The organism is Serratia sp. LSHTC3 (assembly GCF_057197125.1).
Window position 1 is genome coordinate 772,685 of record NZ_JBXUNP010000001.1, and the last position, 23,825, is coordinate 796,509.

The following is a 23,825-nucleotide window of genomic DNA, read 5'->3' on the forward strand; positions in this document are numbered from 1 at the left end:
AGGCAAGCGCAGGTTCTTCCTATGAGTGATAATAAGAGCAGGAATATTTTCCGCCAGGAGGCGGTCAATTATCAACGTCAAAGATGGACCGGCAGGGCGCTGTTAATTTCCGGCGCGTCGAGCCATGTGATTGCCGCCACCTGTTTCACTTTTATTCTGATCCTGGCGGGCGCACTCTATTTTTGCGAGTACACGCGCCGGGTCGATGTTGAAGGCGAGGTGATCAGCATCCCGCATTCCACCAATGTGTTTTCCTCCCAATACGGCTACGTGAGCCAGGCATTTCATAAAGCCGGTGACGTCGTGGAAAAGGACGAGCCGCTGTATGCGATTGATGTCTCGAGAAGCACCACGTCCGGCAATATCAGCCATATCGCGGCCAGCGAAATAAGCAAACAGATTAGCAATCTGGATTCGATAATCAGCAAGCTGAATAAAAATAAAACCGCCATGCTGGATAATTTGCGCAAACAGATCAATAGCTATGAAAACGCCTATAAAGAAACCGAGAAACTGAACCTCAGCGCCAAAGAGGGGATGGATAAAATGCGGGATAGCCTGAAAAATTACGAACACTATTTGACGAAAGGCCTGATCACCAAAGATCAGTTAAATTATCAGCGTTCGCTTTTTCAACAACAGCAAAGCTCGTATCAGGCGCTCTACAGCCAAAAGATCCAGCAAAATATTCAGCTGTCGCAGTTGCGCAGCGATTTGCTGATTCGCGCCGCCGATTACGACAATCAGATATCGCAAAGCGAATCGCAACGCAGTGATTTACAACGCCAGCTGGCGGAGTCCAATGCCGGCGGCCAGGTCATTATCAAAGCGCCGCTCAAGGGGAAAATCGAGTCGCTGAGCGTGACCGCCGGGCAGGTGGTCGAGAGCGGCAGCAGTCTGGCGCAAATCAAGCCGATTGATAACATCAAATATTATCTGGTTTTATGGCTGCCGAATAACAGTTTGCCCTACGTGAAAATCGGCGATGGCATCAACATTCGCTATGAAGCCTTCCCGTCGGATAAATTCGGTCAGTTTCCGGGAAAAATAGAGTCCATCTCGTCGGTCCCCGCCTCCCCGCAGGAAATGTCGGAATACAGCAGCGGAAATAAAAGGGAAAGGAACGCCTACTACAAAGTGCTGGCGTCCATCAGCGACACGCAATTCAGCGATAAAGGCAAATATCTCGAAATCAGCAGCGGGCTGCAGGCCAGGGTCATCGTCTTCCTGGATAAGAAACCGCTTTATCAGTGGGCGATCGCGCCTTTGTATGACATAAAAAACAGCGTTGTGGGGCGAGTCGATGAAGGACAATAATCTCTTTGAACGGATCAACGAGAAGTTAACCTTCTCACTGCGCAAGCGGGTGCCGAGCATCTTGCAGTCGGAGTCATCGGAATGCGGCCTGGCGTGTCTCGCCATGATCGCCTCCTATTACGGGTTTAATGTGGATATGCTGAGCCTGCGGCAGCGATTCGGCATTTCCACCCAGGGTGCGACCCTGGGGACGATCTCTCAAATCGCGTCGCAAATCCAGCTGAAAACGCGCGCCTTGTCCTTGGACATCGACGAAATCAATCAGCTGAAAACGCCCTGCATACTGCACTGGAATATGAATCACTTCGTGGTGTTGGTTAAGGTGCAGCGCGCCGGTTTTGTCATTCACGATCCGGCCTTCGGGCGCCGAGTGATCGGGCTGCAGGAGATGTCGAATCATTTTACCGGCATCGCGTTGGAGCTGTGGCCCGACAGGGCCTTTCAAAAAGAGACCCTCAAGATCCGTTTGCGCCTGCTGGATTTGATGAAAAACATCGAGGGCCTGCCGGGGACGCTGCTCAAGATCTTTGCGTTATCGATAGTCATCGAGTCGGTCAACCTGCTGCTGCCGGTGGGAACCCAACTGGTGACCGACCATGTCATTCAGGCGCATGACTACAGCCTGCTGACGGTCATCTGTTTGGGGCTGATCTTCTTCACCTTGTTCCGCGCGGTGGTCAGCATCGCCAGGGCCTGGATCTCCATCGTGCTCGGGACGCTGACCGATATTCAGTGGAAGACGACGCTGTTTGAACACCTGATGAAGCTGCCGCTGGATTTTTTCGAAAAACGGCACCTGGGGGACATTCAATCGCGCTTTTCCTCGCTGGATGCGATCAGAACCACCTTTACCAATAATATCGTCAGCGGGATCATCGACGGCATCATGACGGTCGGGCTGTTCGCGATGATGATGGTCTATGGTGGCTGGCTGGTCTGGGTCGTGGCGGGCTTCACTCTGATCTACATCCTCATCAGGATGATGACTTACAGAACCTACCGTCAATTCTCGGAGGAGCAGATCGTCAAGGCGGCCAAGGCCAACTCGCATTTCATGGAGACGCTGTACGGCATTTCTACCGTCAAGGCGCTGGGCATCAAGGAAACGCGCTCCAGCTATTGGCTCAATCTGAACGTCGACGCCGCCAATACCAATATCAAAATCACCCGATTCAATATGATGTTCGGCGGGATCAATACCTTTATCACGACGCTCGATCAGGTGGCGATCCTGTGGCTTGGCGCCATGATGGTCATCGACAATTCCATGACGCTCGGCATGTTCATGGCGTTCAATGCCTATCGCGGCCAGTTCTCTCAGCGGGCCTCGAGCCTGATCGACCTGGCGATCGGCTTGCGCATGCTGTCGCTGCACAATGAGAGGATATCCGACATCGTCTTTACCGATGCGGAGACGGAGTCCGCGCCGCGACAGGTTTTCCCCTCGGGCACGGGGATTGCCATTGAGGTAAAAAATCTTACGTATCAATATGACGCGCTGTCGCGGCCGATCTTCAAAGACCTGAACATGCGCATTGCGGCCGGCGAAAGCGTGGCCGTCGTGGGCGCCTCCGGCGCGGGCAAGACCACCTTGCTGAAGGTGATGTGCGGTTTGCTCAGCCCCACTTCCGGCCAGGTTTTGGCCGACGCGATGGATATCCATAAAGTCGGGGTGAATAACTACCGTAACGCGATCGCCTGCGTGCTGCAGGACGACCGGCTGTTCTCCGGATCCATTGCGGAAAACATCAGCGGGTTTGAGGTCAATGCCAATAAAGAGCTGATCATGGCCTGCGCGATACACAGCAATATCCACGATGAAATCATGCAGATGCCGATGGGCTACGAAACCCTGATCGGCGAGTTGGGCAACGGCATCTCCGGCGGGCAAAAGCAACGTTTGTTTATCGCGCGCGCCCTCTATCGCCGCCCGAGCGTGCTGTTTATGGATGAAGCGACCAGCCATCTGGACGTTGAGAATGAGTCGGCGATCAACCGGGCGATATCTTCGCTGAATATTACGCGCGTGATCGTCGCCCACAGAAAGTCGACCATCGACTCGGCCGACAGGGTGGTGGTGCTGGGGGCCGGGAGCGGTGCGCCGGCAGGCGGCGGTGAATAAAGGGCGCTTGCCGGCGCTGGGGCGAAGCCGGCAACGCAGGCTGTCCCCGCGACCCAAATCGCGGTAAAATGCAGCAGTTGACCCTATCGCATTCCATCAGGCCGTCGAACCCGCTATGAAAACGCGCAAACCGCGCCGCCCGCCCGGGCGGTGGATCTATTACATCCTGCATGAAGACATGCTGTGGCCTTGCCCGGTTAAATGGGAGTGGGAGAGCGGCTATAACGCCTGGTTGCCGTTTTACTATTCCCCCACGTTGGAATTCGTCGCCGGCAACCCCGCCCGCGCCACCAAGGTCAGCAGCGGCCGGCGCTAAGCGTGCTGCCCGCCTTGCCGCCCGGCATCCGCTCACCTAAGATCATTGCATCACCCACAGGTTTTCCCGAAGCCCCCATGTCTACTCTGTTTCGCACGTCTCTTTGCGGCGCGGTGGCATTGCTGCTGCTCGTCGGTTGTCAGCAGACGGCGCATAAACCGGCGCCGCCGCTGCAGGCGCAATTGGATCACATCGCTTTGATGTTGGCCGGTGGGCATTTCCTGCGCGTGGACTGTGGGCGCAGCGACGTGCCGGACGACGTGAAATTGCAACGCACCGCGATGCGTGCAGCGCAGCACCGCGGCTGGGATACGCAGGCGGCAGGGTATCGGCAGTTGCCGGCGCTCACCCAGGCGCGTTACCTGACTCTGCAACAGGACAATCAGCTGCTGACGGACAAATGCGCCACGCTCAGCCGCAGCACCGCGCGCTTTATCGCGGCGGCGCAGGCCGATCAGGAAGACTACATGGAGTAGCGCTACGGTGTGCCTGTCGGGCGCTCGCCACGGGCGCCCAAAAATTCTTTGCAGGATAACGATTTATCGCTCATCATTTGAAATGATGTTTCACTTTTATCCATCGAGCCCACCTTGAACCTGTATGCCGCACTGCGTCAGCGCGTGGAAAATACGCCCTGGTACGCCAAACGGAAAAGCTACCGCGTGCTGTTCTGGCGCGAAATCACGCCGCTGGCGGTGCCGATTTTTCTGGAGAACGCCTGCGTTCTGTTGATGGGGGTGCTGAGCACCTTTCTGGTGAGTTGGCTCGGCAAAGAGGCGATGGCCGGGGTGGGGCTGGCGGACAGCTTCAACATGGTGATCATCGCCTTTTTTGCCGCGGTGGATCTCGGCACCACCGTGGTGGTGGCTTTCAGCCTCGGCAAGCGCGATCGCCGGCGGGCGCGGGCGGCGGCGCGTCAGTCGCTGGTGCTGATGACCGGCGTGGCGCTGCTGTTGGCGGCGGGCATTCACCTGGCGGGCGAACCGATCATTGATGTGATCGCCGGCGCGGCCTCGCCGGAGGTGAAAGCGCTGGCGCTCTCTTACCTGCAAACCACGGTGTGGAGCTACCCGGCGGCGGCGATTGCGCTGATCGGCAGCGGCGCTCTGCGCGGCGCAGGCAACACCAAGATCCCGCTGCTTATCAATGGCGGCATGAATATCCTCAATATCATCATCAGCAGCATCCTGATTTACGGCATGCTGGGCTGGCATGGCCTGGGCTTCGTCGGCGCCGGGCTGGGGCTGACGATTTCCCGCTATATCGGCGCCATCGCCATCCTCTATGTGCTGGCGATCGGTTTTAATCCGGCGCTGCACATCACGCTGAAAAGCTATTTCACGCCGCTGAAGATGAGCATCCTGTGGGAAGTGCTGGGGATCGGCATTCCCGCCAGCGTCGAGTCGGTGCTGTTCAACGGCGGCAAACTGTTGACGCAGATGTTCGTCGCCGGCATGGGCACCAACGTGATCGCCGGTAACTTTATCGCCTTCTCCATCGCTTCATTGATCAATTTGCCGGGCAACGCGCTGGGCTCGGCTTCGACCATCATCGTCGGCCGGCGGCTCGGCAAAGGCGAGATCGGTCAGGCGGAACGGCAGCTGCGCCATATTTTCTGGCTGTCTACCCTCGGGTTGACCGCTATCGCCTGGGGTACGGCGCCGTTGGCCGGGGTATTCGCCGCGTTTTATACCTCGCAGGATGACGTGAAAACGGTGGTGAAAACCCTGATTTGGCTCAACGCCGCCTTTATGCCGATCTGGGCCGCTTCCTGGGTGTTGCCCGCCGGGCTGAAAGGCGCGCGCGACGCCCGCTTCGCCATGTGGGTGACGATGCTTGGCATGTGGGGCTGCCGCGTGGTGGCGGGCTACGCGCTGGGTATCGAACTGGGCATGGGCGTGGTGGGTGTCTGGTTGGGGATGTTCCTTGATTGGGCGGTGCGCGGCGCCTTGTTCTACTGGCGCATGGTCAGCGGGCGCTGGCTGTGGAAATATCCGCGGGCCAAACGCCGGGAGGCCGGGTAACGTCGGCCGCGGGGCACCGGCGAGATGGCCTCAGTATAAAAGCGTCATCGCGCTGAAGAACAGCAGCGTCAACGCGATGATGATGACGTTTTGCGTGGCTTTGCGCATCAGCTTGCTGGCGCCCAGGCGGCTGTCGATGACGTAGAGCAGCGGCACCATCAGCAGCACATAGGCGAACATCAACATGGCGGTAAAGGGCTGCAGATTCATTCATGTTCCTCCTGTGCGTCATCATGGCCGATCAGGTGTATCAGCACGGCTTGCGTCTGGCGGTGCTGGCCGATAAAGGGCGACGTGGCTGGCGACGCCGGCGCGAACGTCAGGCCGGCGCGTCGCGTTTTCACCGCCGCTTGCAGGATCTTCTTTCGATGCTTCCGAGTATGGTCGACCATGCGCCTCCGAATAGGGCCGCCCGAAGGCGGCCGATCGTTGTATTGCCCATTAAGCTGGAGAGGATCGCAGCCGCTGCCGGGGCCGCAGAGGTATAATATTGCGAATGATAACCATTATCAATAATGCGAGTGAAAAAATTAAGGGTATTGCGAGGGGACAGCCGGCGGGGCGGGAAAAGAAAAAGCACGCCTTGCGGCGTGCTTTGCGGGGTACTAACGGCGGTGGTTACTTCTGATCGGGCAGAGCGTAAGCGACCACGTAGTCGCCCAGCTTGGTGCCGAAGGAACCGTGGCCGCCGGCGTAGATCAGCACGTACTGCTTGCCGTTGACCTCATAGGTCATCGGCGTCGCCTGGCCGCCAGCCGGCAAGCGCGCTTCCCACAGTTTTTCACCGTTGGTCACGCTGAAGGCGCGCAGGTAGTTGTCTGCGGTGGCGCCGATGAAGAACACGTTACCGGCGGTGGTCACCGGGCCGCCCAGCATTGGCATGCCCATTTTGAACGGCAGCGGCAGCGGTGAGCTGTCGCGCACGGTGCCGATGCGTTTTTTCCACACGATGTCGTTGGTTTTCAGATCCACGGCGGAAATGTAACCCCAGGCCGGCTGTTTGCACGGCAGACCGAACGGCGACAGGAACGGATTCAGGGTGACGCCGAACGGCACGCCATACTGCGGCTGTACGCCGGACTCGGTGCCGCTGCCGCCTTTGTCGCCTTCCGGCGGCTCAATCGGGTTGCCTGGGCCGCGCGGGATCAGTTTGGAGACGAACGGCAGCGCGATCGGGTTGGCGATGGCGATTTCGCGATCGGTATCGACGGCCAGGCCGCCCCACTCGAACATGCCCAGGTTGCCCGGGAACACCAGCGTGCCCTGCTCGGAAGGCGGAGTGAAGGTGCCTTCATAACGCAGGCTGTGGAACATCACGCGGCAGACCAGCTGATCATAGATGGTCGCGCCCCACATGTCGGCGCCGGTCAGTTTCTTCTCAGGACGGAAGGTCAACTCGGAGAACGGCTGGGTCGGCGACAGGCGATCGCCTTTGGCCGGGCCCTGCGGTACCGGTTTCTCCGGCGCCGGCACTACCAGCTCGCCGTTGGTGCGGTTCAGCACGAAGATGTTGCCGGTTTTGGTCGGCACATAGATGACCGGCACTTTTTTACCGCTCTTGTCGGTAATGTCTGCCAGGGTCGGCTGCGCCGGCACGTCCATATCCCACAGGTCATGGTGGACCGTCTGATAGAACCAGGCCAGTTTGCCGGTGGAGGCGTTCAGCGCCAGCAGGCCGCTGGCGTAGCGTTCCATTTCCGGGGTGCGATCGCCGCCCCAGATGTCCGGAGTGGAAACGCCCATCGGCAGGTAAACGATATCCAGCTTGGCGTCATAGGCGGCAGGCGCCCAGGAGTTCGGCGAGTTCGGCACGAAGTGGTGCTCGTCCGCCGGGATGGCGTTCGGATCCTTCGCGCCCGGATCGAAGGCCCACAGCAGCTTGCCGCTGTTGATGTCGAAGCCGCGGATCACGCCGGAAGGCTCGCGGTTGGAGTAGTTGTCGGTCACGGCGCCGGCGATGACGATCACTTTATCGGTGATCACCGGCGGCGAGGTCGGCTCGTAGTGGCCCGGCGTCGCATACGGCATATTGCTCTGCAGGTTCAGCTCACCGTTGTTGGCGAAGTCCGGGCAGGGTTTGCCGGTTTCGGCGTCCAGTGCGAACAGACGGCCGTCGTTGACCGGCAGAATGATGCGGCGTGCGCACATCGCCGGTGCGGCATCGCCTGTGGCGCCTGCGGCTGCGGCGGTTTCGTGGTAAGACACGCCGCGGCAGGTGATGTGCTGGAAGGTTGGGTTGTACTTCAGCTGCGGATCAAACTTCCATTTTTCTTTACCGGTGGCGGCATCCAGCGCAAACAGCTTCTGGTGCGGCGTACACATGTAAAGGGTATCGCGGATTTTGATCGGCGTGACTTCGTTGGTGATCTCACCCGGATCGTTGGCGGTCTTCAGATCGCCGGTCTGGAAACGCCAGGCTTCTTGCAGCTGGCCAACGTTTTTGTCGTTGATCTGGCTCAGCGGCGAGTAACGGGTGCCTTCCTGGGTGCGGCCATAGGCCGGCCAGTCGGCGCCGGTGGCGTCTTTCGGCTGTACCTGCGCGGCGTCGAGCGTGCCGTTGATCTCTTGCGGATCGTTGAACACGGCATAGGCCAACGCGATGACGGTGATCGCCAGCGCCGCGCTCAGCGCGCCGTAGGCGAATTTGCCGTTGGCCACCAGCTTGCGGTAGATAAACGGCAGCACCAGCCACAGGCCGAAGAAGAAGGTGACGTCCAGGCGCGGTGTCAGCGCCCAGAAGTCCGGGCCCACTTCCCACAGGGCCCAAATAGTGGTGCCCAACAGAAATACCGCGTACAGCAGCAGCGCGGTGGCGCGGCGGCGGAACAGCAGCCAGGAGGTCGCCAGCAGCACCAGCCCGGCGATGATGTAATACAGCGAACCGCCCAACTTGGCCAGCCAGATGCCGCCGCCGAGCAGATAAAGCCCGCTCAGCGCGGCAAACAGCGCCGTTATGACGATAAGCGGCGATAGTGACGCTTTATTTTGCATAGCAATACCCTTACCAAAAATGAAAGTCCCCGATTTAGAGATTAAGCCAAATCGGAAAAAACACGCGGTTTCTCCCTATTATTTCAGCGAGAAGCCGCTAGGGTGACGTAAAACCCATCCCGTTTTTTAACCTTAAGGTGCTTTGCCTTATTCAAAGCGATAAGACAAGGTGGCGCCGCCACCCCAGTTGCGCCCCGGCGCCGGCTCGAAGTAGCGGCCGTTGCCTTCGTTGACGATCACCGAACCGACGTATCGGCGATCGAAAACATTGTCCACCCGGCTGAACACGTCCAGCGCCCAGCGGTTCCAGGTAAAGCGATAACCGGCGTTTACGCCGGCCACGGTGTAAGAGGGTGCCTGCGCGCTGTTGGCGTCATTGGCCTGAATGTCGCTCATGTAGCGTAGCTCCGCGCCGGCGTGCCAGCCTTCCGGCGGGGCATAGGCCAGCGAGGCGTAGCCCATGTTGCGGGCGATGCCCGGCAGGCGATTGCCGGCGGGGGTACAGCCGGATTTACCGCACATTTCGCTGCGGTAGGTGGCGTCCAGCAGCGTCCAGGCCATATGCAGGCGCCAGTCCAGCGCGAACTCTTGATCCAGCGCCAGTTCCAGGCCGCGCCGCCGGGTTTTACCGGCGTTGGCGTAGCTGGTGCGCCCACCGCTGCTTTCCGCCACCACCAGCTCGTTGTCGGTATCGGTCTGGAACAGGGCGGCGCTCACCAGGCCGTTGCCGAGGCGCAGTTTGCTGCCCAGTTCGACGGTGTCGCTGGTGGACGGCTGCAGGCCAATATTGAGGCCCGTCTGGCCGTCGGGGCGGTAGGAGAGTTCGTTGATGGTCGGGGTTTCAAAGCCGCGGCCGGCGGAGAGATAAACGTTCCACGCCGGGTTGATTTTATAGTTGAGCGAGCCCATCGGCAGCCACTGGTGGTAACGTTTGCTGCCGCTGTCGTCGCCGTTGCGCGGCGTGATGTAATAGTCGGTCGAGTCGAAGCTGACCGTGCTGTAGCGCAGGCCGGCGTCCAGCGTCCAGTGCGGCGTCAGTTGCCAGGAGGTTTGCAGGTAAGGATCCAGGTTCCAGATGCGGTTCTTCTCGTTGCGCCGCTGGTCGCCTTTCTCGCCGTAGTCCACTGTGCCGTCTCGCAGAATAAAGTTTTCGAACCCCTGCCGGCGTTCGGTCATGGTTTCATAATCCAGACCGCCGATCAGTGTTACCGGTAACGAGGCGAGAGTATCCTCATGCTTCCAGCGAGTGTCAATGCCCTGATATTTTCTTTCCAGCACGATCACCCCGCCGGCGTGGGTAGGGTTGAGCTGCGGCCCGCGTGGAATGGATTGGTACTGCGTGGTGTGGCGCTCGCCGTGGTAGGCGGTCAGCGTCAGTTCGTCGCGCTCGCTGATCTGGCGCTGATAGCGCAGGCCGGCCTGGGTCTGATCGAGCGATTTGCGGGTGTTGAATTGATCCGCGCGCGGCGCCTGGCGCGGGTTTTCCTTCCATTCCGCTTCGGTCAGGCCGCCCGGATCGCCGGCGTCAATGGAGACGCTGTTGAACATCAGCGTCAGGGTGCTGACGTCGTCCAGCCGCACGCCGAGCTTGCCGTTGCCGAGGTTTTTCCGCGCGGCGCTGTGATCGCGATAGCCCTGAGTGGTGAAGCGGGTGCCCGAGATGGCGTAGTTGACGTCGCCGGCCTGGGTGCCGTCGCCGGTGGCGCCGGTCGCTTTCACCCCGTAGCGCCAGGTGTTGTCGCTGCCGAAATAGCTGCCGGCCTCCAGCGTTGGCGGCTGGGCGCCGGTCTGGGTGTCAACGTTGATCACCCCGCCCGAAGCGTTGCCGTACAGCGCGGAATAGGGGCCGCGCAGCACCTCGATGCGCTCGACGGAGTTGATGTCGATGTTGGAGGTTTGCCCCTGGCCGTCGGGCATGGTGGCGGGAATGCCGTCGACGTACATGCGCACCCCGCGCACGCCGAACATCGAGCGGCTGCCGAACCCGCGTATCGACAACTGCAGATCCTGCGCATAGTTTTGCCGGTTTTGAAGCTGCAGGCCCGGCACGCTGCCGAGGTTTTCCGACAGGTTAATCTGCGGGGCGGCGTTGCGCAGGTCTTGCCCGTCGATCACGCTGACGGACACCGGCGATCCCAGCTCGGTCAATCCGATGGGTTGCGCCATCACCACCAGGGTGTCGCTTTTCTCTTCATTATTTTCTGCCGCCAGCGCCTGGCTGGCAAACATGGGTTGTAGCAATAGCATTGCAGCCGGGGTAAGCACGGCGCTTTTCTTATTGGTCATGGAATAAATCTGCCACTGGTATTGAAAGGGAATCGCAGGTCGATTCAGAGTTAGCCATCTGTCGCTCCATCTACATGACGCTAAACGAAAAGGGTAAGGCATCCTGACATCAGTATAGAGTATCTCGGGCAGGAACGTTCCCGCAAAAACGCTGGTCCCAGCAACGGTTAACGGATTCATGAGCCTGGTTCATAAGCTCAAGCGTATTTTGCCCCATAGTCATGGCGGCAGCCGCCTTTTACAGTCACCACACCGGAGCGGCGCCGCGTCAGGCGGAGCCGGTATCATTCAGTGGGAGAGTGAAGATGCAAACACGCAAGTTAGGGCGAGAAGGGCTGGAAGTATCGGCGTTGGGTCTGGGCTGTATGGGGCTGAGTTTTGGCTACGGCCCGGCCACCGACAAACGGCAGGCGATCGATCTGATCCGCGCCGCGGTTGACGAGGGCGTGACGTTCTTCGATACCGCCGAGATTTATGGTCCGTTCACCAACGAGGAATTGTTGGGCGAAGCGCTGGCGCCGGTGCGCGATCGGGTCGTCATCGCCACCAAGTTCGGTTTCGATCTGCCGCAGCCGGCGGGGCAACAGGTGTTGAACAGCCGTCCGGAGCATATTCGCCGGGCGGTGGAAGGTTCGTTGAAGCGCCTGCGGGTAGAGACGATCGATTTGCTGTATCAACATCGCGTCGATCCCGAAGTGCCTATCGAGGAGGTGGCCGGTACGGTGCAGCAACTGATTCGCGAAGGGAAAGTGAAGTACTTCGGCTTGTCGGAAGCCGGAGCGCAAACCATCCGGCGATCCCATGCGGTGCAGCCGATTACGGCGCTGCAAAGCGAATATTCGCTATGGTGGCGCGAGCCGGAGCGTGAAATCTTGCCGACGCTGGCGGAACTGGGCATCGGTCTGGTGCCGTTCAGCCCGCTCGGCAAGGGCTTTCTCACCGGCGCCATCACCGAAGACACCGCCTTTGACAGCGGCGATTTTCGCAACCTGGTGCCGCGCTTCAGCGCCGAAGCGCGCCGGGCCAATCAGGCGCTGGTGAGCGTGCTGGGGCAGATAGCTCAGCGCAAGGGCGTGACGTCGGCGCAGATCGCCTTGGCCTGGCTGTTGGCGCAACAGCCGTGGATCGTGCCAATTCCGGGAACCACCAAGCGTCATCGGCTGCAAGAGAACCTCGCGGCGGCGTCGGTGGTGTTGGCGGCGGACGAACTGGGCGAGATTGAGCGCGCGCTCTCCGCTATCGACGTGATCGGCGATCGTTACCCGGCGCATCTGCAGAAAAACGTCGGGCGTTAAGCCCCGCGCCGCAACGCCTCAATCAGCAGCGCAAAGGCGGTGGTGTGTTGCCTGCGGCTTGGATAATAGAGGTAATAACCGGGAAACGGCGGGCACCAGTCGTCCAGCGTCATCTGCAACCGCCCGTCGGCCAACGGCTCGGCGACGCTGTCTTCCGGCACAAAGGCGATACCGAGGCCGAGCTGCGCAGCGTCGATCCGCTGGCGCAGGCTGTTGAAGGTCAGTTGCCCCTCCACACGTACTTTGATCTCCCGGCCATCGCGGGCAAATTCCCAGGCGTACAGCCCGCCGAGGGTGGGCAAACGCATGTTGATGCAACGGTGGTTTTGCAATGCCTGCGGCGTGGCGGGGAGGCCGTGACGGGCGAAATAGGCGGGTGAGGCGACGGCCACCATGCGCATGTCCGGCCCGATGCGCACCGCGATCATGTCCTTCGCCACCTGTTCCCCCAGCCGGATGCCGGCGTCGAAACGCCCGGCGACGATGTCGGCCAGACTATTGTCGACGGTGATTTCCACGTTGATGTCCGGGTAATCGATGAGGAAAGTGCGCAGCACCGGCCACAGCACCGCATCCACCGCATGTTCGCCGGCGGTAATGCGGATGTTGCCGGCCGGGCGATCGCGCATTTCACCCAGCGCGTTCAGCGCGTTTTCTATCTCCGCAAAGCGCGGACCGATGCTGTTGAGCAGCCGCTCACCGGCCTCTGTAGGGGCGACACTGCGGGTGGTGCGCGTGAGCAAGCGCAGCGCCAGGCGCTCTTCCAGCCCGCGTATAGCGTGGCTGAGCGCCGATTGGGAAACGCCAAGCTGCGCCGCCGCTTTGGTGAAGCTGCGTTCTCTGGCCACCATCAGGAAAGCGATCAGGTCGTTAACGTTTTCTTTCAACATATCGGCACCGAAGAGCAAGGTTAGGGCGCGGCCGCGCGTAGATTTATGAATTTAGCTCATAGCTCCTTGCGCATTTTACCCGCTAGTCGGCGGAAAAGCATGGCGCTATCTTGGCATCACTCACTTATGACTATCAGCGCCGGTTGTGAGAGCCGGCGCGGAGGATAAAACAGATGAAAATACAACGCAGCGGTTCGATCCCATCACAGCGCGGTTCGGCGGATTATTTTACCGGGCAGGTGCGCATCGACGCGCCGTTCGCTGGCGAAGCGCCGGCCAGAGTGGGCGGCGCAACCGTCACCTTTGAGCCCGGCGCCCGCACGGCCTGGCATACGCATCCGCTCGGCCAGACGCTGATCGTCACTCAGGGGCGCGGTTGGATCCAGATGTGGGGCGAGGCCACGCAGGAAATGCACCCCGGCGATATCGTCTGGATCCCGGCTGGCGTCAAACACTGGCACGGTGCGACGCCGGACTCCGCCATGACTCATATCGCCATCGCCGAAGCGCTGGACGGCACTCCGGTGACCTGGCTGGAGCCGGTCAGCGAGGCGGAGTACCGGCAATAACGGCGCTCAGGATCTGCGGTTCTGTTCGCAGAACCGCAGGCGGTTGCCGAACGGATCGGTGAGGTTCAGTTCCTTGCCCCAATCGACAATCTCCAGGCCCGGCCGTGCATAGCGGTAGTTTTTGGCCGTGAGCTCCCGGTGCAGCGCATCGATGTCCTGCATCGGAATGAAAATGGCGGCGCCGGGCGTGCTGTCGCCGTAGTGTTCGCTCAGGTGCAGCGTCAGCCCGGCGCGGGCAATCTGCATGTACAGCGGCAGGTCTTCGCTGAAACGGTGCTCCCATTCCAGCGTGAAACCGAGAAAATCCAGGTAAAACTCTTTGGCCTTGTCGACCGAAAAGATACGCAGGATCGGAATGGCGGGCGAGAAGGCGATCATCGTTGACCTCATTGTCGCGTTAGCGGCAGCCGATGTGGATATCGACCGCGTCGGGGCCGGTATAGGCTTCGAAGTCGGTCAGGAAGCGGCGTTCGATCTCAGGGTGTTGTTCGAAGTAGGCCCAGATGCGCTGCCAGCTTGCGATGACCGCCGCCGGCATCGCGCCACGGGCGGAGAAGACCAGATAGCGGCCGGGTTGGATGTGTAAACCGCTCTGTGCCTCACTGCCGGCGGTGACGTCAAACGGCCCGCTGGCGTCGGAAGCGTAATTGGAATAGACCCCGTATACCGGCAGGGCGGGTGAGGTAGCGAAAAAATCTGACCACAGCGCGGGAATCTTTGCCGTTTCGGCTTGGGTTTCGTTCTGGTTGGTGGTTCTGACTGTTTGGCCGGCGACGTAAAAGCCGGGCAGATGTACCGAGATGGGCCGCATAGAGACAATCCCTTTTAACCGCACAAAGATGCCTAACCTAAAGATAGCAAACGCCAGACAGAACCCCCGCAGGTGCGGGGGCCGAACGCATCAGGCATCCACGCCGCCAAGGCATAGGTATTTGATTTCGAGATAGTCCTCGATGCCGTACTTCGATCCTTCGCGGCCCAAACCGGAGTGTTTCATGCCGCCGAACGGCGCCACCTCGGTGGAAATCAACCCTTCGTTGATGCCGACAATGCCGTACTCCAGCGCTTCGGCCACGCGCATCACTCGGCCGATATCGCGGCTGTAGAAGTAAGCGGCCAGGCCGAACGGCGTGTCGTTGGCCAGTTCGACGGCGTCGGCCTCCTGGCTGAAGCGGATCAGGGGCGCCACCGGGCCGAACGTCTCCTCGCGGAAGATTTTCGCCGTGCGCGGCACATCGGTCAGGATAGTCGGGGTGAAGAAATTGCCGCCCAGCGCGTCAGGCTTGCCGCCCAGCAGCACCGAGGCGCCGTGCTCGACGGCGTCGGCGATATGCTCGCGCACTTTTTCCACCGCGTCCGGGTTAATCAACGGGCCGATGGTGACGCCGTCATCCAGGCCGTTGCCGACTTTCAGCTTGGCGACGGCGGCTTTCAGTTTGGCGGCGAAAGCATCGTATACGCCGTCCTGCACCAGAAAACGGTTGGTGCAGACGCAGGTCTGGCCGGCGTTGCGGTATTTCGAGGCGACCGCGCCGGCCACGGCGGCGTCCAGATCGGCGTCGTCAAACACGATAAACGGCGCGTTGCCGCCCAGCTCCATGCTGGTTTTCTTGATGGTGGGCGCACACTGGGCCAGCAGCTGCGCACCGACTTCGGTGCTGCCGGTGAAGGAGAGTTTGCGCACGTCCGGGTTGGCGGTGAGTTCGCCGCCGATGCCTTTACTGGGGCCTGTTATCACGTTGCATACCCCGGCGGGCAGCCCGGCGCGCTCCGCCAGCACGGCGATCGCCAGCGCCGAGAACGGGGTCTGGCTGGCGGGGCGGATCACCCCGGTGCAGCCTGCGGCCCAGCCGGGGCCGGCTTTGCGGGTGATCATCGCCGCCGGGAAGTTCCACGGGGTGATGGCGGCGAACACGCCGATCGGCTCTTTTTGCACGATGATGCGGCGACCGGCCTGGGGCTGTGGAATGGTGTCGCCATACACCCGCTTGCCTTCCTCGGCGAACCATTCGATAAAGGAGGCGGCATAGGCGATTTCACCGCGGCTTTCGGCCAGCGGTTTGCCCTGTTCCGCCGTCATGATGCGCGCCAGATCTTCCTGATTTTCCATCATCAATTCAAACAGCCGGCGCAGCTTGCCGGCGCGCTCTTTGGCGGTTAACGCGCGCCAGGCGGGCAGCGCTTTTTTGGCGGCGGCGATGGCGCGTGCGGTTTCTTCGGCGCCGAAGGCCGGTACGTGGCCGATCCGTTCGCCGTTGGCGGGATTATGAATGGCGATCGAACGGCCTTCCTGGGCCGGCAACCATTGCCCGTCGATGTAGTTGGCCTCGCGGAACAGCGTGGGATCCTTGAGGGTAGCGCAGATACTGGTGCTCATGAGTCTCTTCCTTTGCTGAGTTCAACAGAGTGGTCTATCCCATACGGCTACCCTTTACCCTAGCAAATTTTGCCGCCGCCGTTTGCCCACGCGGCAACAAGATGGTGGTTTTCTTTATGCGCACCTTCTGTACAAAAAATATCCTTCGCCGGGCCGATACTGAAAGAGCAGGCATATGACCCTTTTCGATGTAATTAAAAGGAGTGTGCGAATGATGAAATCAGTGGACAGACATCTCGCGGCCTACGGCAGCGAAATGGATTTTTTGGCGTCGAGCATCGCCCTGATGGAATGGCAAGGGCGGCAGATTGACGCCGGGCAGGTGGCCGGCAATATGTCGGAGCAGCAAAGCCGCCTGTTCTTTGCGCGGTTGAATTATTTTCGTCAGCTTTATCAGGCCGCATCGGCGGCCGAACACAGCCTGTAATTTCCGATCCAGCCCCGCCGCAGCGGGGCTTTTCATTTCAGCGCTGCCACACCCCGGTCGCCAGCGTCGCCGGCGAATACTCCAGATTACGCCCCCGCCACGGCAACGCCGCCGTAAAACGCCAGGCGCGGCGAACGTCAAACCGCCAATAGCGTTCTGCGCCTTCAACGCCGGGATGCCCCTCTGCTTGCCAGAGGATCTGCGTTTCCCCCTGCAGATGCAGCACGTCACCGCGTTCAAAATCGATGAACAGCAGCGCCGCCCGCGGTTCGGCCAGCAGATTGCCCAACGTGTTCATGTAGCGGTTACCGCGAAAGTCCGGCATCCACAACGTGTCACCTTCCAGGTGGATAAAGCCGGGGCGGCCGCCGCGATGGGAAATATCGACGCCGCCCTGCGCCAGTGCCAGGTGCGCGCAGCTGGCAACGAAGCTGGTATCCGCGGTGCGGATCAGCGCCTGCGCCGCCGCATCCAGCGAGGCTAAATGCTCAACCGGCTGTGGCCGGCTGTCCACCGGGTAGAGTTCGCGGCGCTGAATGTACTGCGGGCAGTTACCGAAGCTTTGCTGAACGACGATCTCCACCCGGTTTTTGTCGGTGCGGCCGACGGTGCCGTTGGCGCGGTTGCGCCGCCGGTTGCTGAAATCCAGCCCGAGCGCGCCGACCGGTTTGCCGGGCAGCAACAGCGCCTGGGCGGGATCGTCGCTGCGACGCGGTGCGCTGATACGCAGGTGCGTGTCGTCCGGCGTGCGTAAAAATCCGGGCGGGCCGGTGAACAGGGTGGCGATGGGCCAGCCTTGTTCATCCAGCGTGGCGACGAACAGGTAGGGCAGCGCGGCGAAAAACGCGCGGTGCTGATCCGGCATCGCAGGGTAGATGCCACCGCCTACGCCGCCAAACCCGGCCAGCGTCTGCGCGCGCAGCTCATCGGGATGGAACAGTTGCGGGATCATGGCGTCAGCTCCCCGCCGGTTCCGGCAGGGCCGGCATGGCAAAGAAGCCGGGCAGTGCAGCGATGCGCGCCGCCCAGCGACGTATCGCAGGGTAAGGCGACAGCGAAATGCCGCCTTCGGCCGCGACCGCCACGTAGCTGTGGCAGGCCAGATCGGCGATGGTCGGGTGTTCGCTGGCCAGGTAGTCGCGCTCGCTCAGGTGCTGTTCCATCTGCGGCAGAAAACGATCGCTGATTGCTCGCGCCGCCTGATAGTCCTCCGGCACGGCGAATTGGGCGATCAGTCGGCAAGAGGCCGGGCCGTAGCGGACTTCACCGGCGGCTTTGGAAAGCCAGGCCTGCACTCGCGCCGCCGCGGCCGGCTGTTCCGGCAGCCAGTGGCTGTCCGGCGCATAGCGTTTCACCAGATAGACCAGAATGGCGTTGCTGTCGGCCAGCGTCAGATCGCCATCCTGCAAGACCGGGATCTGGCCGAACGGGTTGAGCCGGCGGAAGGCTGCGCTCTGCCGCACCTCCGCCGAGGCTTCGACCCATGCATAGGGCAGCGCCAGCATGCGCAGCAGCAACGCCACGCGATGAACGTGGCCGGAAAGCGGGGTGCCGTAGAGTGTGATGGTGGACATGGCGTTTCTCCTCAGTGCTTTTTGTCAGCATACTCTTGCGTTGAACGAGCGAAATCCGGCAATGTGGAAATTGATAATTTCACTTTTCGGAAGAATCTATGGATCGGCTAGACGAGTTGGCCATCTTCGTGGCGGTGGTGCAGCAGGGCAGCTTGGCGGCGGCCGGGCGCAAACTGCGGCGTTCGGCGCCGGCGGTCACCCGGGCGATCGCCGCATTGGAACAGCGTTTCGGCACCCGATTGGTGGAGCGCACGACCCGGCGGCTGGCGCCTACCGAAGCGGGCGCGCGGCTGTTGGAGCGCGCGCAACAGCTGCTGCAGGATTATCAGGCGGTGGTGCAGGATACCGCAGAAGCGCAGCTGAGCGGCTTGCTGCGCGTTACTTCGCCGGTGCAGTTCGGCCGCCGCTACGTGGCGCCGGTGGTGATGGCGTTTCTCGATGATTACCCGCAGATGCAGATCGAAATGGTGTTGAACGATCGCAATCTCGATCTGATTGACGAAGGGTTGGATATCGCGGTGCGCATCGGTCATCTGCAGGACTCTTCCCGCGTGGCGCGGCGGCTGGGGCAGGTCAGCCGGGTGACGGTCGCCAGCCCGGATTACCTGGCGCGCTGCGGTGAACCGCGATCGCCGGCGCAGCTGGCGGAGCATGCCACCATCGTCGGCACCCAGCGGCCGTCGCTGCGCGAATGGCGCTTCGGCCCGCAGGAAAACGGCGAGCGCGTGCGATTGGCTCCCCGGCTGTTGCTCAACGACGTGGAAGCGCAACTGCTGGCGGTGCGCGCCGGCAAGGGCGTCGCCCGGTTGCTCTCGTATCAGGTGGCGGACGATTTGGCCGCCGGTACGCTGGTGCGGCTGTTGACGGATCATGAGCCGTTGCCGATGCCGGTACAGCTGGTGGCGCAGCAGGCGCAGCACATGCCGCTGAAGGTGCGCGCCTTTTGGGATTATGCATTTGAACGGCTCAGCGCCTTGCCGCAAATTCAGCCGGACGGGCGGGGGAAATAAGCGCAAAAAGTTTCATGGGTTAAACTTTTTCATTATTCATCAGGTTTTATTTTACCGGGCGCGCATTGCTGATGCGCCCGTCTTGACAATAATGTTGCCGGTGCTAATAGTTAATTTACATTTTAAATAATAAACGAAGTTTAATATATGAAACCACTTGCGGGGAGTTATGATAACGGCGCCACGGTGGACAATGAAGCGGCTATTTTGACTTCATTTCAAACTCGCAGCGCGGCTGTTTATAAACAGACGCGTCATGAAAATAATATTGCTTATGGCAACGGCGAGCGCGAAACATTTGATTGGCTCTATTCTGCCAAGCGGCATCAGGGGACGTTAATTTTTATTCACGGCGGTTATTGGCAATTCTGCGATAAGTCGGATTTCGCCTTTATCGCCGCCGGGCCGCTGGCGTTGGGTTTTGACGTGGTGTTGGTGGAATATGCGCTCGCGCCCGCGGTGGATCTCGACGAAATATGCCGACAGATCGGGATGGCGCTGGATGCCATTCAGCGCCGCCTGCCGCCGCACTATGCCCATCCGGTTTATCTGTGCGGCCATTCCGCCGGCGGGCAGCTGGCGGCGCTCTGGCAGCAGCATGCGTTGGTGGATGCCGTCTTTCCCATCAGCGGCCTGTTCGAGCTGGCGCCGCTGCAACAAAGCTATGTCAATCGGGCGCTGCAGCTGAGCGCGCGGCAAATTGAAACGCTCAGCCCGGCGCGCCGCCTGCCGACGCGCGGCAAGCCGCTTACGCTGTATTACGGCGCATTGGAACTGCCGGAACTGAGAGGTCAGTCGCAACACTATCATGCGGCGCTGCGCCAACGCGGGTTGCCGGCCGATCTGGTCGCGGTGCCCGGCGCCAATCATTTTACCATTCTGGATGCGTTGTTCGCCGCCGACGGCGCGCTGCTTCACCAACTTAACCACCACGGGAACCACTGACATGCGCGAGATCGTAGAGACCGGGCTGCCGGAGATCGGCCAGCCTTTTTCCTGGGCCACCCGGGGCGGCGGCATGCTGTTTACCGCTCACGGCCCGGTGCGGGCGGACGGCAGCATCGACACCGGCGCGCCGGAGCGACAGATTACGCTGACCTTCGATAATCTGGCGCAGACGCTGAAGGCGGCGGGCAGCCACAGCGATAAGGTGCTGCAGGTGATCGTGTATCTCACCGACGTCAACGACGTTAAATTACTCGATGATATTTACCGGAAATACTTTAATTATCCTTATCCCAATCGCTCCACGGTCATTGTCGAAAAATTGGTGGTGCCGGGAATGAAAATAGAAATTACCGTCAGCGCCATCGCCTGATTTAATTTCTTCTTAAGTCAGTCTTCATATTAATTCAATAACGAGTTAAGGATGCGTCATGTTTAAACAGATTGCACCTTCCGCCGCCGATCCTATTATGTCGCTGATGGAAGCCTATTTGCAGGATCCCAATCCGAAAAAAGTGAATTTAGGCATTGGGCTGTATTACGATCGGCAGGGGAATATTCCGCTGATGCAGGCGGTTGAGGCCGCCGAGCAGCGGCTGCTGGCGCTGCGTCGCCCGCACGGTTATCCGCCGATCGAAGGTTCGCCGCAGTTCGCTCGCCAGGTGCAGTCGCTGCTGTTCGGTGAGCAACAGGCGGCCGAGATCGCCACGGTGCAGACCGTCGGCGGTTCCGGCGCGTTGAAGCTGGCGGCGGATTTTCTGCGCCACTTTCTGACGCGCGGTGAAATTTGGGTGTCCGATCCCACCTGGGCCAATCACTGGGCGATTTTCGAAGGGGCGGGGCTGCGGGTGAAAACCTATCCCTACTTTGACGAAGCGGCGGGCGGCCTGCGTTTCGCCGCCATGCTCGATGCGCTGGACAGCCTGCCGCCGGGCAGCGTGGTCTTGCTGCACCCTTGTTGCCATAACCCGACCGGCACCGATCTGACGCCGGAGCAATGGCGCGCCACGCTCGCCGTGCTGCAGCGGCGTAACCTGCTGCCGCTGTTCGACATCGCCTATCAGGGCTTCGGCGACGGGCTGGAGGAGGACTGCTTTGCATTGCGCCAAGCGCTGAAAACCGATCTGCCGTTTTTGGTCTGCAATTCGTTTTCCAAAAACGTCGCGCTGTACGGCCAGCGTCTGGGCGCGCTGTCGGTGCGCTGCGCCGACGCGGAAAATGCCGCCAACGTCAAAGGGGCGTTAAAAACGCTGATCCGCCGCAGCTACTCCTGCCCGCCGACGCACGGCAGCCAGATCGTGGAAACCCTGCTCGGCGACGCCGAACTCGGCGAGCTTTGGCGCAATGAGCTGGCGGAAATGCGCTCGCGCATCAAGCAAATGCGTGAACAGCTGGCCGCCGGGCTGGCGCAGGGCGGCTCTTCGCTGGATCACCGGCGCATTCTCGAGCAGCGCGGCATGTTCAGCTATACCGGCCTGAACGAAGCGCAGCTGCAGACCCTGCGGCAGCGCTACGCCATCTATCTGGTCTCGCCCGGCCGCATGTGTCTGCCGGGGCTTAACCCCGGCAACATCGACTATGTGACCGCCGCGATCCTCGACGTCACTCGCACCCCCTAACTCCGCTCGGGAACCCAGCCATGCCACAGATGAATGATTTTGAGCATATCGCCCGCCGTCAGGGTGGGTTGAACAAGCATCTTACCGCCGGGCAGATGTCGATGCTGGCGATTGGCGGCGCCATCGGCACCGGGCTGTTTCTCGGCAGCGCCTACGCCATTCAGATGGCGGGGCCGTCGGTATTGCTGAGCTACCTGATCGGCGGCGTCATTGCGCTGCTGCTGATGGGCAGCCTGGCGGAAATGACCTCCGAACACCCGACGCCCGGCTCGTTCGGCGACTACGCTGAATTCTATCTCGGCCCGCTGTTCGGTTTTCTGGTGCGTTATTCTTACTGGTCTTGCGTGGTACTGGCGGTGGGCACCGAAGTCACCGCCATCGGCATGTACATGCAGTTCTGGTTCCCGGCGACGCCGACCTGGCCGTGGGTGCTGCTGTTCTCGGCGGCGGTGATCGTCGTTAACGTGATCGGCGTGAAGTCGTTCGGCCAGGTGGAATACGCGCTGTCCACCGTCAAAGTAACGGCGATCGTGGCGTTTATTCTGATCGGCATCGGCATTCTGGCGTTCTCGGGCAACCCGGCCTATGGCCTGCGCAACCTGACCGCCGGCGGCTTTATGCCGTTTGGCGTCAAGGGCATGTGGTTTGCGGTGATCGTGTCCATCTTCAGCTACCTGAGCATTGAGATGATCGCGGTGGCCGCCGGCGAGGCGAAAAATCCGGTGATTGCGGTGAAGGCGGCGTTCAAGGGCACCATCGTGCGGCTGTTCATCTTCTACATGCTGTCGATTGCCCTAATGTTGGCCATCGTGCCCTGGCGGCAGTCCGGCACCGGCGAAAGCCCGTTCCTGATGGCGATGAACGTGATCCATTTGCCCGCCGCCGCCGGTATTTTCAACTTTATCGTGCTGGTGGCGGCGCTGTCGGCGATGAACAGCCAGCTGTACATCACCACCCGCATGATGTTCTCGCTGTCGCGCGCCGGGCAAGCGCCGGCGGCGCTGGGGCGCGTCAGCCGGCGCGGCATTCCGGTCAATGCGCTGGCGATGTCGTGCATCGGCATCGTGGTGTCCATCGTCCTGAGCCTGGTGGCGCCGGAAACGTCGTTCGCCGCCATGATGTCCATTTCGGTGTATGGCGCCTGTTTTACCTGGCTGATGATCTTCGTCACCCATCTGTTCTTCCGCCGCCGGCACCGGCAGACCCATCTGAAGTTCCGCATGTGGGGATTCCCCTATACCACCTTACTGGGTGGCGGGCTGATGGCGGCGCTGATGATCTCGACCGCGTTTACCGAATTTTTCCGCATGACGCTGTGGTTCGGTATTCCGTTCACCCTGCTGCTGGTGGTGGCTTATCACTTCCAGAGCCGCCGCGCGGCTGCGCCGTCGCCGCTCAAGGCGCCGGAAGTGGAGTAATGCGGAGGAGGGGCTGAGGCGCACCTCAGCCCTGGGGATTAAAGCTGGCTTTTCGGGATCAGGTGATCGCCGAAGCTCAGGCGCTGGCGGCCCGGTTCGATTTCGGTCAGCGGCGCCACTTCGTGCAGCGAGGATTTGCAGCGCTGCACCAGATCCTGATACTCGCGGGTGCCGGCAATCTTCCAGGCCAGCTCCTGTTCGGTCAGATCGCGCAGCACGCGCGCCGGGCTGCCTACCACCAGCTTGTTGGCTTCGATCGTCGCCGCGGCTTTGACGAACGCCATCGCGCCGACGATGGTGTTCTCGCCGATCTCCGCGCCGTCCATCACCACCGCGTTCATGCCCACCATCGCGTTGCGGCGAATGCGGCAGCCGTGCAGGATGGCGCCGTGGCCGATATGGCCGTCTTCTTCCACCACCGTGTCCTGCTGCGGGAAGCCGTGCATTACGCAGTTGTCCTGAATGTTGGCGCCGTCGCAGATCACCAGGCGGCCAAAATCGCCGCGCAGGCTGGCGTTCGGGCCGATATACACGTGTTTGCCGACGATCACGTCACCGATCAGCACCGCCGTCGGGTGCACGTAACTGCTGGGGTCAACGACCGGCGTCAGGCCGTCAATCTGATACACAGGCATAGCGTGAGTT

Annotated in this window: 24 protein-coding genes; 13 read left to right on the forward strand and 11 right to left on the reverse strand. The window is 60.9% G+C overall.

Annotation, left to right across the window (positions count from 1 at the left end; translation table 11 throughout):
- The first annotated feature begins 21 nt into the window (after positions 1-21).
- The 5 genes from AC2CGI_RS03650 to AC2CGI_RS03670 all read left to right on the forward strand — a co-directional run bounded on the left by AC2CGI_RS03650 (position 22) and on the right by AC2CGI_RS03670 (position 5,779).
- On the forward strand, positions 22-1,317 hold the full coding sequence (locus AC2CGI_RS03650; protein ID WP_076740693.1) for an HlyD family secretion protein: 1,296 nt from the start codon (positions 22-24) through the stop codon (positions 1,315-1,317).
- Positions 1,304-3,439, forward strand: coding sequence for a peptidase domain-containing ABC transporter (locus AC2CGI_RS03655; protein ID WP_076740694.1), 2,136 nt, complete (start codon positions 1,304-1,306; stop codon positions 3,437-3,439). Before AC2CGI_RS03650 ends, AC2CGI_RS03655 begins: the two co-directional genes overlap by 14 nt.
- 115 nt (positions 3,440-3,554) lie before the next feature.
- Complete coding sequence (locus AC2CGI_RS03660) at positions 3,555-3,755, forward strand: hypothetical protein (RefSeq protein WP_015378375.1); 201 nt, start codon at positions 3,555-3,557, stop codon at positions 3,753-3,755.
- Positions 3,756-3,832: 77 nt separating this feature from the next.
- On the forward strand, positions 3,833-4,231 hold the full coding sequence (gspS, locus tag AC2CGI_RS03665; RefSeq protein ID WP_076740695.1) for a type II secretion system pilot lipoprotein GspS: 399 nt from the start codon (positions 3,833-3,835) through the stop codon (positions 4,229-4,231).
- A gap of 114 nt (positions 4,232-4,345) precedes the next feature.
- Positions 4,346-5,779 carry an EmmdR/YeeO family multidrug/toxin efflux MATE transporter gene (locus AC2CGI_RS03670; protein ID WP_004935263.1) on the forward strand — a complete coding sequence of 478 codons (1,434 nt, stop codon included), beginning with the start codon at positions 4,346-4,348 and terminating at the stop codon, positions 5,777-5,779.
- A 30-nt stretch (positions 5,780-5,809) separates the two neighbouring features.
- Here AC2CGI_RS03670 and AC2CGI_RS03675 read toward each other — a convergent pair whose 3' ends face one another.
- The 4 genes from AC2CGI_RS03675 to pqqU form a co-directional block, all read right to left on the reverse strand.
- A complete protein-coding gene (locus AC2CGI_RS03675; protein WP_076740696.1) occupies positions 5,810-5,989 on the reverse strand; it encodes a hypothetical protein in 180 nt (59 codons plus the stop codon).
- Positions 5,986-6,171: a hypothetical protein gene (locus tag AC2CGI_RS03680; protein WP_033643635.1), complete on the reverse strand. Its 186-nt coding sequence runs from the start codon at positions 6,169-6,171 to the stop codon at positions 5,986-5,988. The genes AC2CGI_RS03675 and AC2CGI_RS03680 overlap by 4 nt, the downstream gene beginning before the upstream one ends.
- 226 nt (positions 6,172-6,397) lie before the next feature.
- A complete protein-coding gene (locus tag AC2CGI_RS03685) occupies positions 6,398-8,770 on the reverse strand; it encodes a glucose/quinate/shikimate family membrane-bound PQQ-dependent dehydrogenase (RefSeq protein WP_004935255.1) in 2,373 nt (790 codons plus the stop codon).
- Positions 8,771-8,917: 147 nt separating this feature from the next.
- On the reverse strand, positions 8,918-11,056 hold the full coding sequence (pqqU, locus tag AC2CGI_RS03690; protein WP_370456263.1) for a TonB-dependent receptor PqqU: 2,139 nt from the start codon (positions 11,054-11,056) through the stop codon (positions 8,918-8,920).
- A gap of 305 nt (positions 11,057-11,361) precedes the next feature.
- On the opposite strand from pqqU, the gene AC2CGI_RS03695 reads away from it, so the two are divergent.
- On the forward strand, positions 11,362-12,351 hold the full coding sequence (locus tag AC2CGI_RS03695) for an aldo/keto reductase (protein ID WP_076740698.1): 990 nt from the start codon (positions 11,362-11,364) through the stop codon (positions 12,349-12,351).
- On the opposite strand, the gene AC2CGI_RS03700 is transcribed toward AC2CGI_RS03695, so the two are convergent.
- A complete protein-coding gene (locus tag AC2CGI_RS03700; RefSeq protein ID WP_021505801.1) occupies positions 12,348-13,241 on the reverse strand; it encodes a LysR family transcriptional regulator in 894 nt (297 codons plus the stop codon). The genes AC2CGI_RS03695 and AC2CGI_RS03700 overlap by 4 nt on opposite strands.
- A gap of 173 nt (positions 13,242-13,414) precedes the next feature.
- On the opposite strand from AC2CGI_RS03700, the gene AC2CGI_RS03705 reads away from it, so the two are divergent.
- Positions 13,415-13,810 carry a (R)-mandelonitrile lyase gene (locus tag AC2CGI_RS03705; protein ID WP_015378368.1) on the forward strand — a complete coding sequence of 132 codons (396 nt, stop codon included), beginning with the start codon at positions 13,415-13,417 and terminating at the stop codon, positions 13,808-13,810.
- Between the two features lie 6 nt (positions 13,811-13,816).
- On the opposite strand, the gene AC2CGI_RS03710 is transcribed toward AC2CGI_RS03705, so the two are convergent.
- The 3 genes from AC2CGI_RS03710 to gabD all read right to left on the reverse strand — a co-directional run bounded on the left by AC2CGI_RS03710 (position 13,817) and on the right by gabD (position 16,187).
- Complete coding sequence (locus AC2CGI_RS03710; protein WP_025159860.1) at positions 13,817-14,185, reverse strand: glyoxalase superfamily protein; 369 nt, start codon at positions 14,183-14,185, stop codon at positions 13,817-13,819.
- A 22-nt stretch (positions 14,186-14,207) separates the two neighbouring features.
- Entirely contained in the window at positions 14,208-14,621 is a 414-nt protein-coding gene (locus tag AC2CGI_RS03715; protein ID WP_021505800.1) for a GyrI-like domain-containing protein, read from the reverse strand.
- A gap of 90 nt (positions 14,622-14,711) precedes the next feature.
- Positions 14,712-16,187 (reverse strand): NADP-dependent succinate-semialdehyde dehydrogenase, encoded by a 1,476-nt coding sequence (gene gabD / locus AC2CGI_RS03720; RefSeq protein ID WP_015378365.1) that lies wholly within the window; start codon positions 16,185-16,187, stop codon positions 14,712-14,714.
- 211 nt (positions 16,188-16,398) lie between these two features.
- Between gabD and AC2CGI_RS03725 the strand changes: the two genes are divergently transcribed.
- A complete protein-coding gene (locus tag AC2CGI_RS03725) occupies positions 16,399-16,614 on the forward strand; it encodes a glycogen synthase (protein ID WP_004935234.1) in 216 nt (71 codons plus the stop codon).
- A gap of 37 nt (positions 16,615-16,651) precedes the next feature.
- Here the strand turns inward: AC2CGI_RS03725 and AC2CGI_RS03730 are convergent, their stop codons facing one another.
- Both AC2CGI_RS03730 and AC2CGI_RS03735 read right to left on the reverse strand, forming a co-directional pair.
- Positions 16,652-17,566 (reverse strand): pyridoxamine 5'-phosphate oxidase family protein, encoded by a 915-nt coding sequence (locus AC2CGI_RS03730; protein WP_015378363.1) that lies wholly within the window; start codon positions 17,564-17,566, stop codon positions 16,652-16,654.
- A 4-nt stretch (positions 17,567-17,570) separates the two neighbouring features.
- Positions 17,571-18,188, reverse strand: a complete 618-nt coding sequence (locus AC2CGI_RS03735; RefSeq protein ID WP_075685143.1) for a glutathione S-transferase family protein — start codon at positions 18,186-18,188, stop codon at positions 17,571-17,573.
- A gap of 98 nt (positions 18,189-18,286) precedes the next feature.
- Between AC2CGI_RS03735 and AC2CGI_RS03740 the strand changes: the two genes are divergently transcribed.
- From AC2CGI_RS03740 to AC2CGI_RS03760, 5 genes are all read left to right on the forward strand, one after another.
- Positions 18,287-19,198, forward strand: a complete 912-nt coding sequence (locus tag AC2CGI_RS03740) for a LysR family transcriptional regulator (protein WP_044030928.1) — start codon at positions 18,287-18,289, stop codon at positions 19,196-19,198.
- A 147-nt stretch (positions 19,199-19,345) separates the two neighbouring features.
- Complete coding sequence (locus AC2CGI_RS03745) at positions 19,346-20,143, forward strand: alpha/beta hydrolase (RefSeq protein WP_076740699.1); 798 nt, start codon at positions 19,346-19,348, stop codon at positions 20,141-20,143.
- A 1-nt stretch (position 20,144) separates the two neighbouring features.
- Entirely contained in the window at positions 20,145-20,516 is a 372-nt protein-coding gene (locus AC2CGI_RS03750; RefSeq protein ID WP_033639957.1) for a RidA family protein, read from the forward strand.
- A 58-nt stretch (positions 20,517-20,574) separates the two neighbouring features.
- Positions 20,575-21,762, forward strand: coding sequence for an amino acid aminotransferase (locus AC2CGI_RS03755; RefSeq protein ID WP_076740700.1), 1,188 nt, complete (start codon positions 20,575-20,577; stop codon positions 21,760-21,762).
- Between the two features lie 20 nt (positions 21,763-21,782).
- Positions 21,783-23,180, forward strand: coding sequence for an amino acid permease (locus AC2CGI_RS03760; RefSeq protein WP_004935209.1), 1,398 nt, complete (start codon positions 21,783-21,785; stop codon positions 23,178-23,180).
- Between the two features lie 38 nt (positions 23,181-23,218).
- Here AC2CGI_RS03760 and paaY read toward each other — a convergent pair whose 3' ends face one another.
- Positions 23,219-23,815, reverse strand: coding sequence for a phenylacetic acid degradation protein PaaY (paaY, locus tag AC2CGI_RS03765; protein WP_004935205.1), 597 nt, complete (start codon positions 23,813-23,815; stop codon positions 23,219-23,221).
- Positions 23,816-23,825 lie beyond the last annotated feature (10 nt).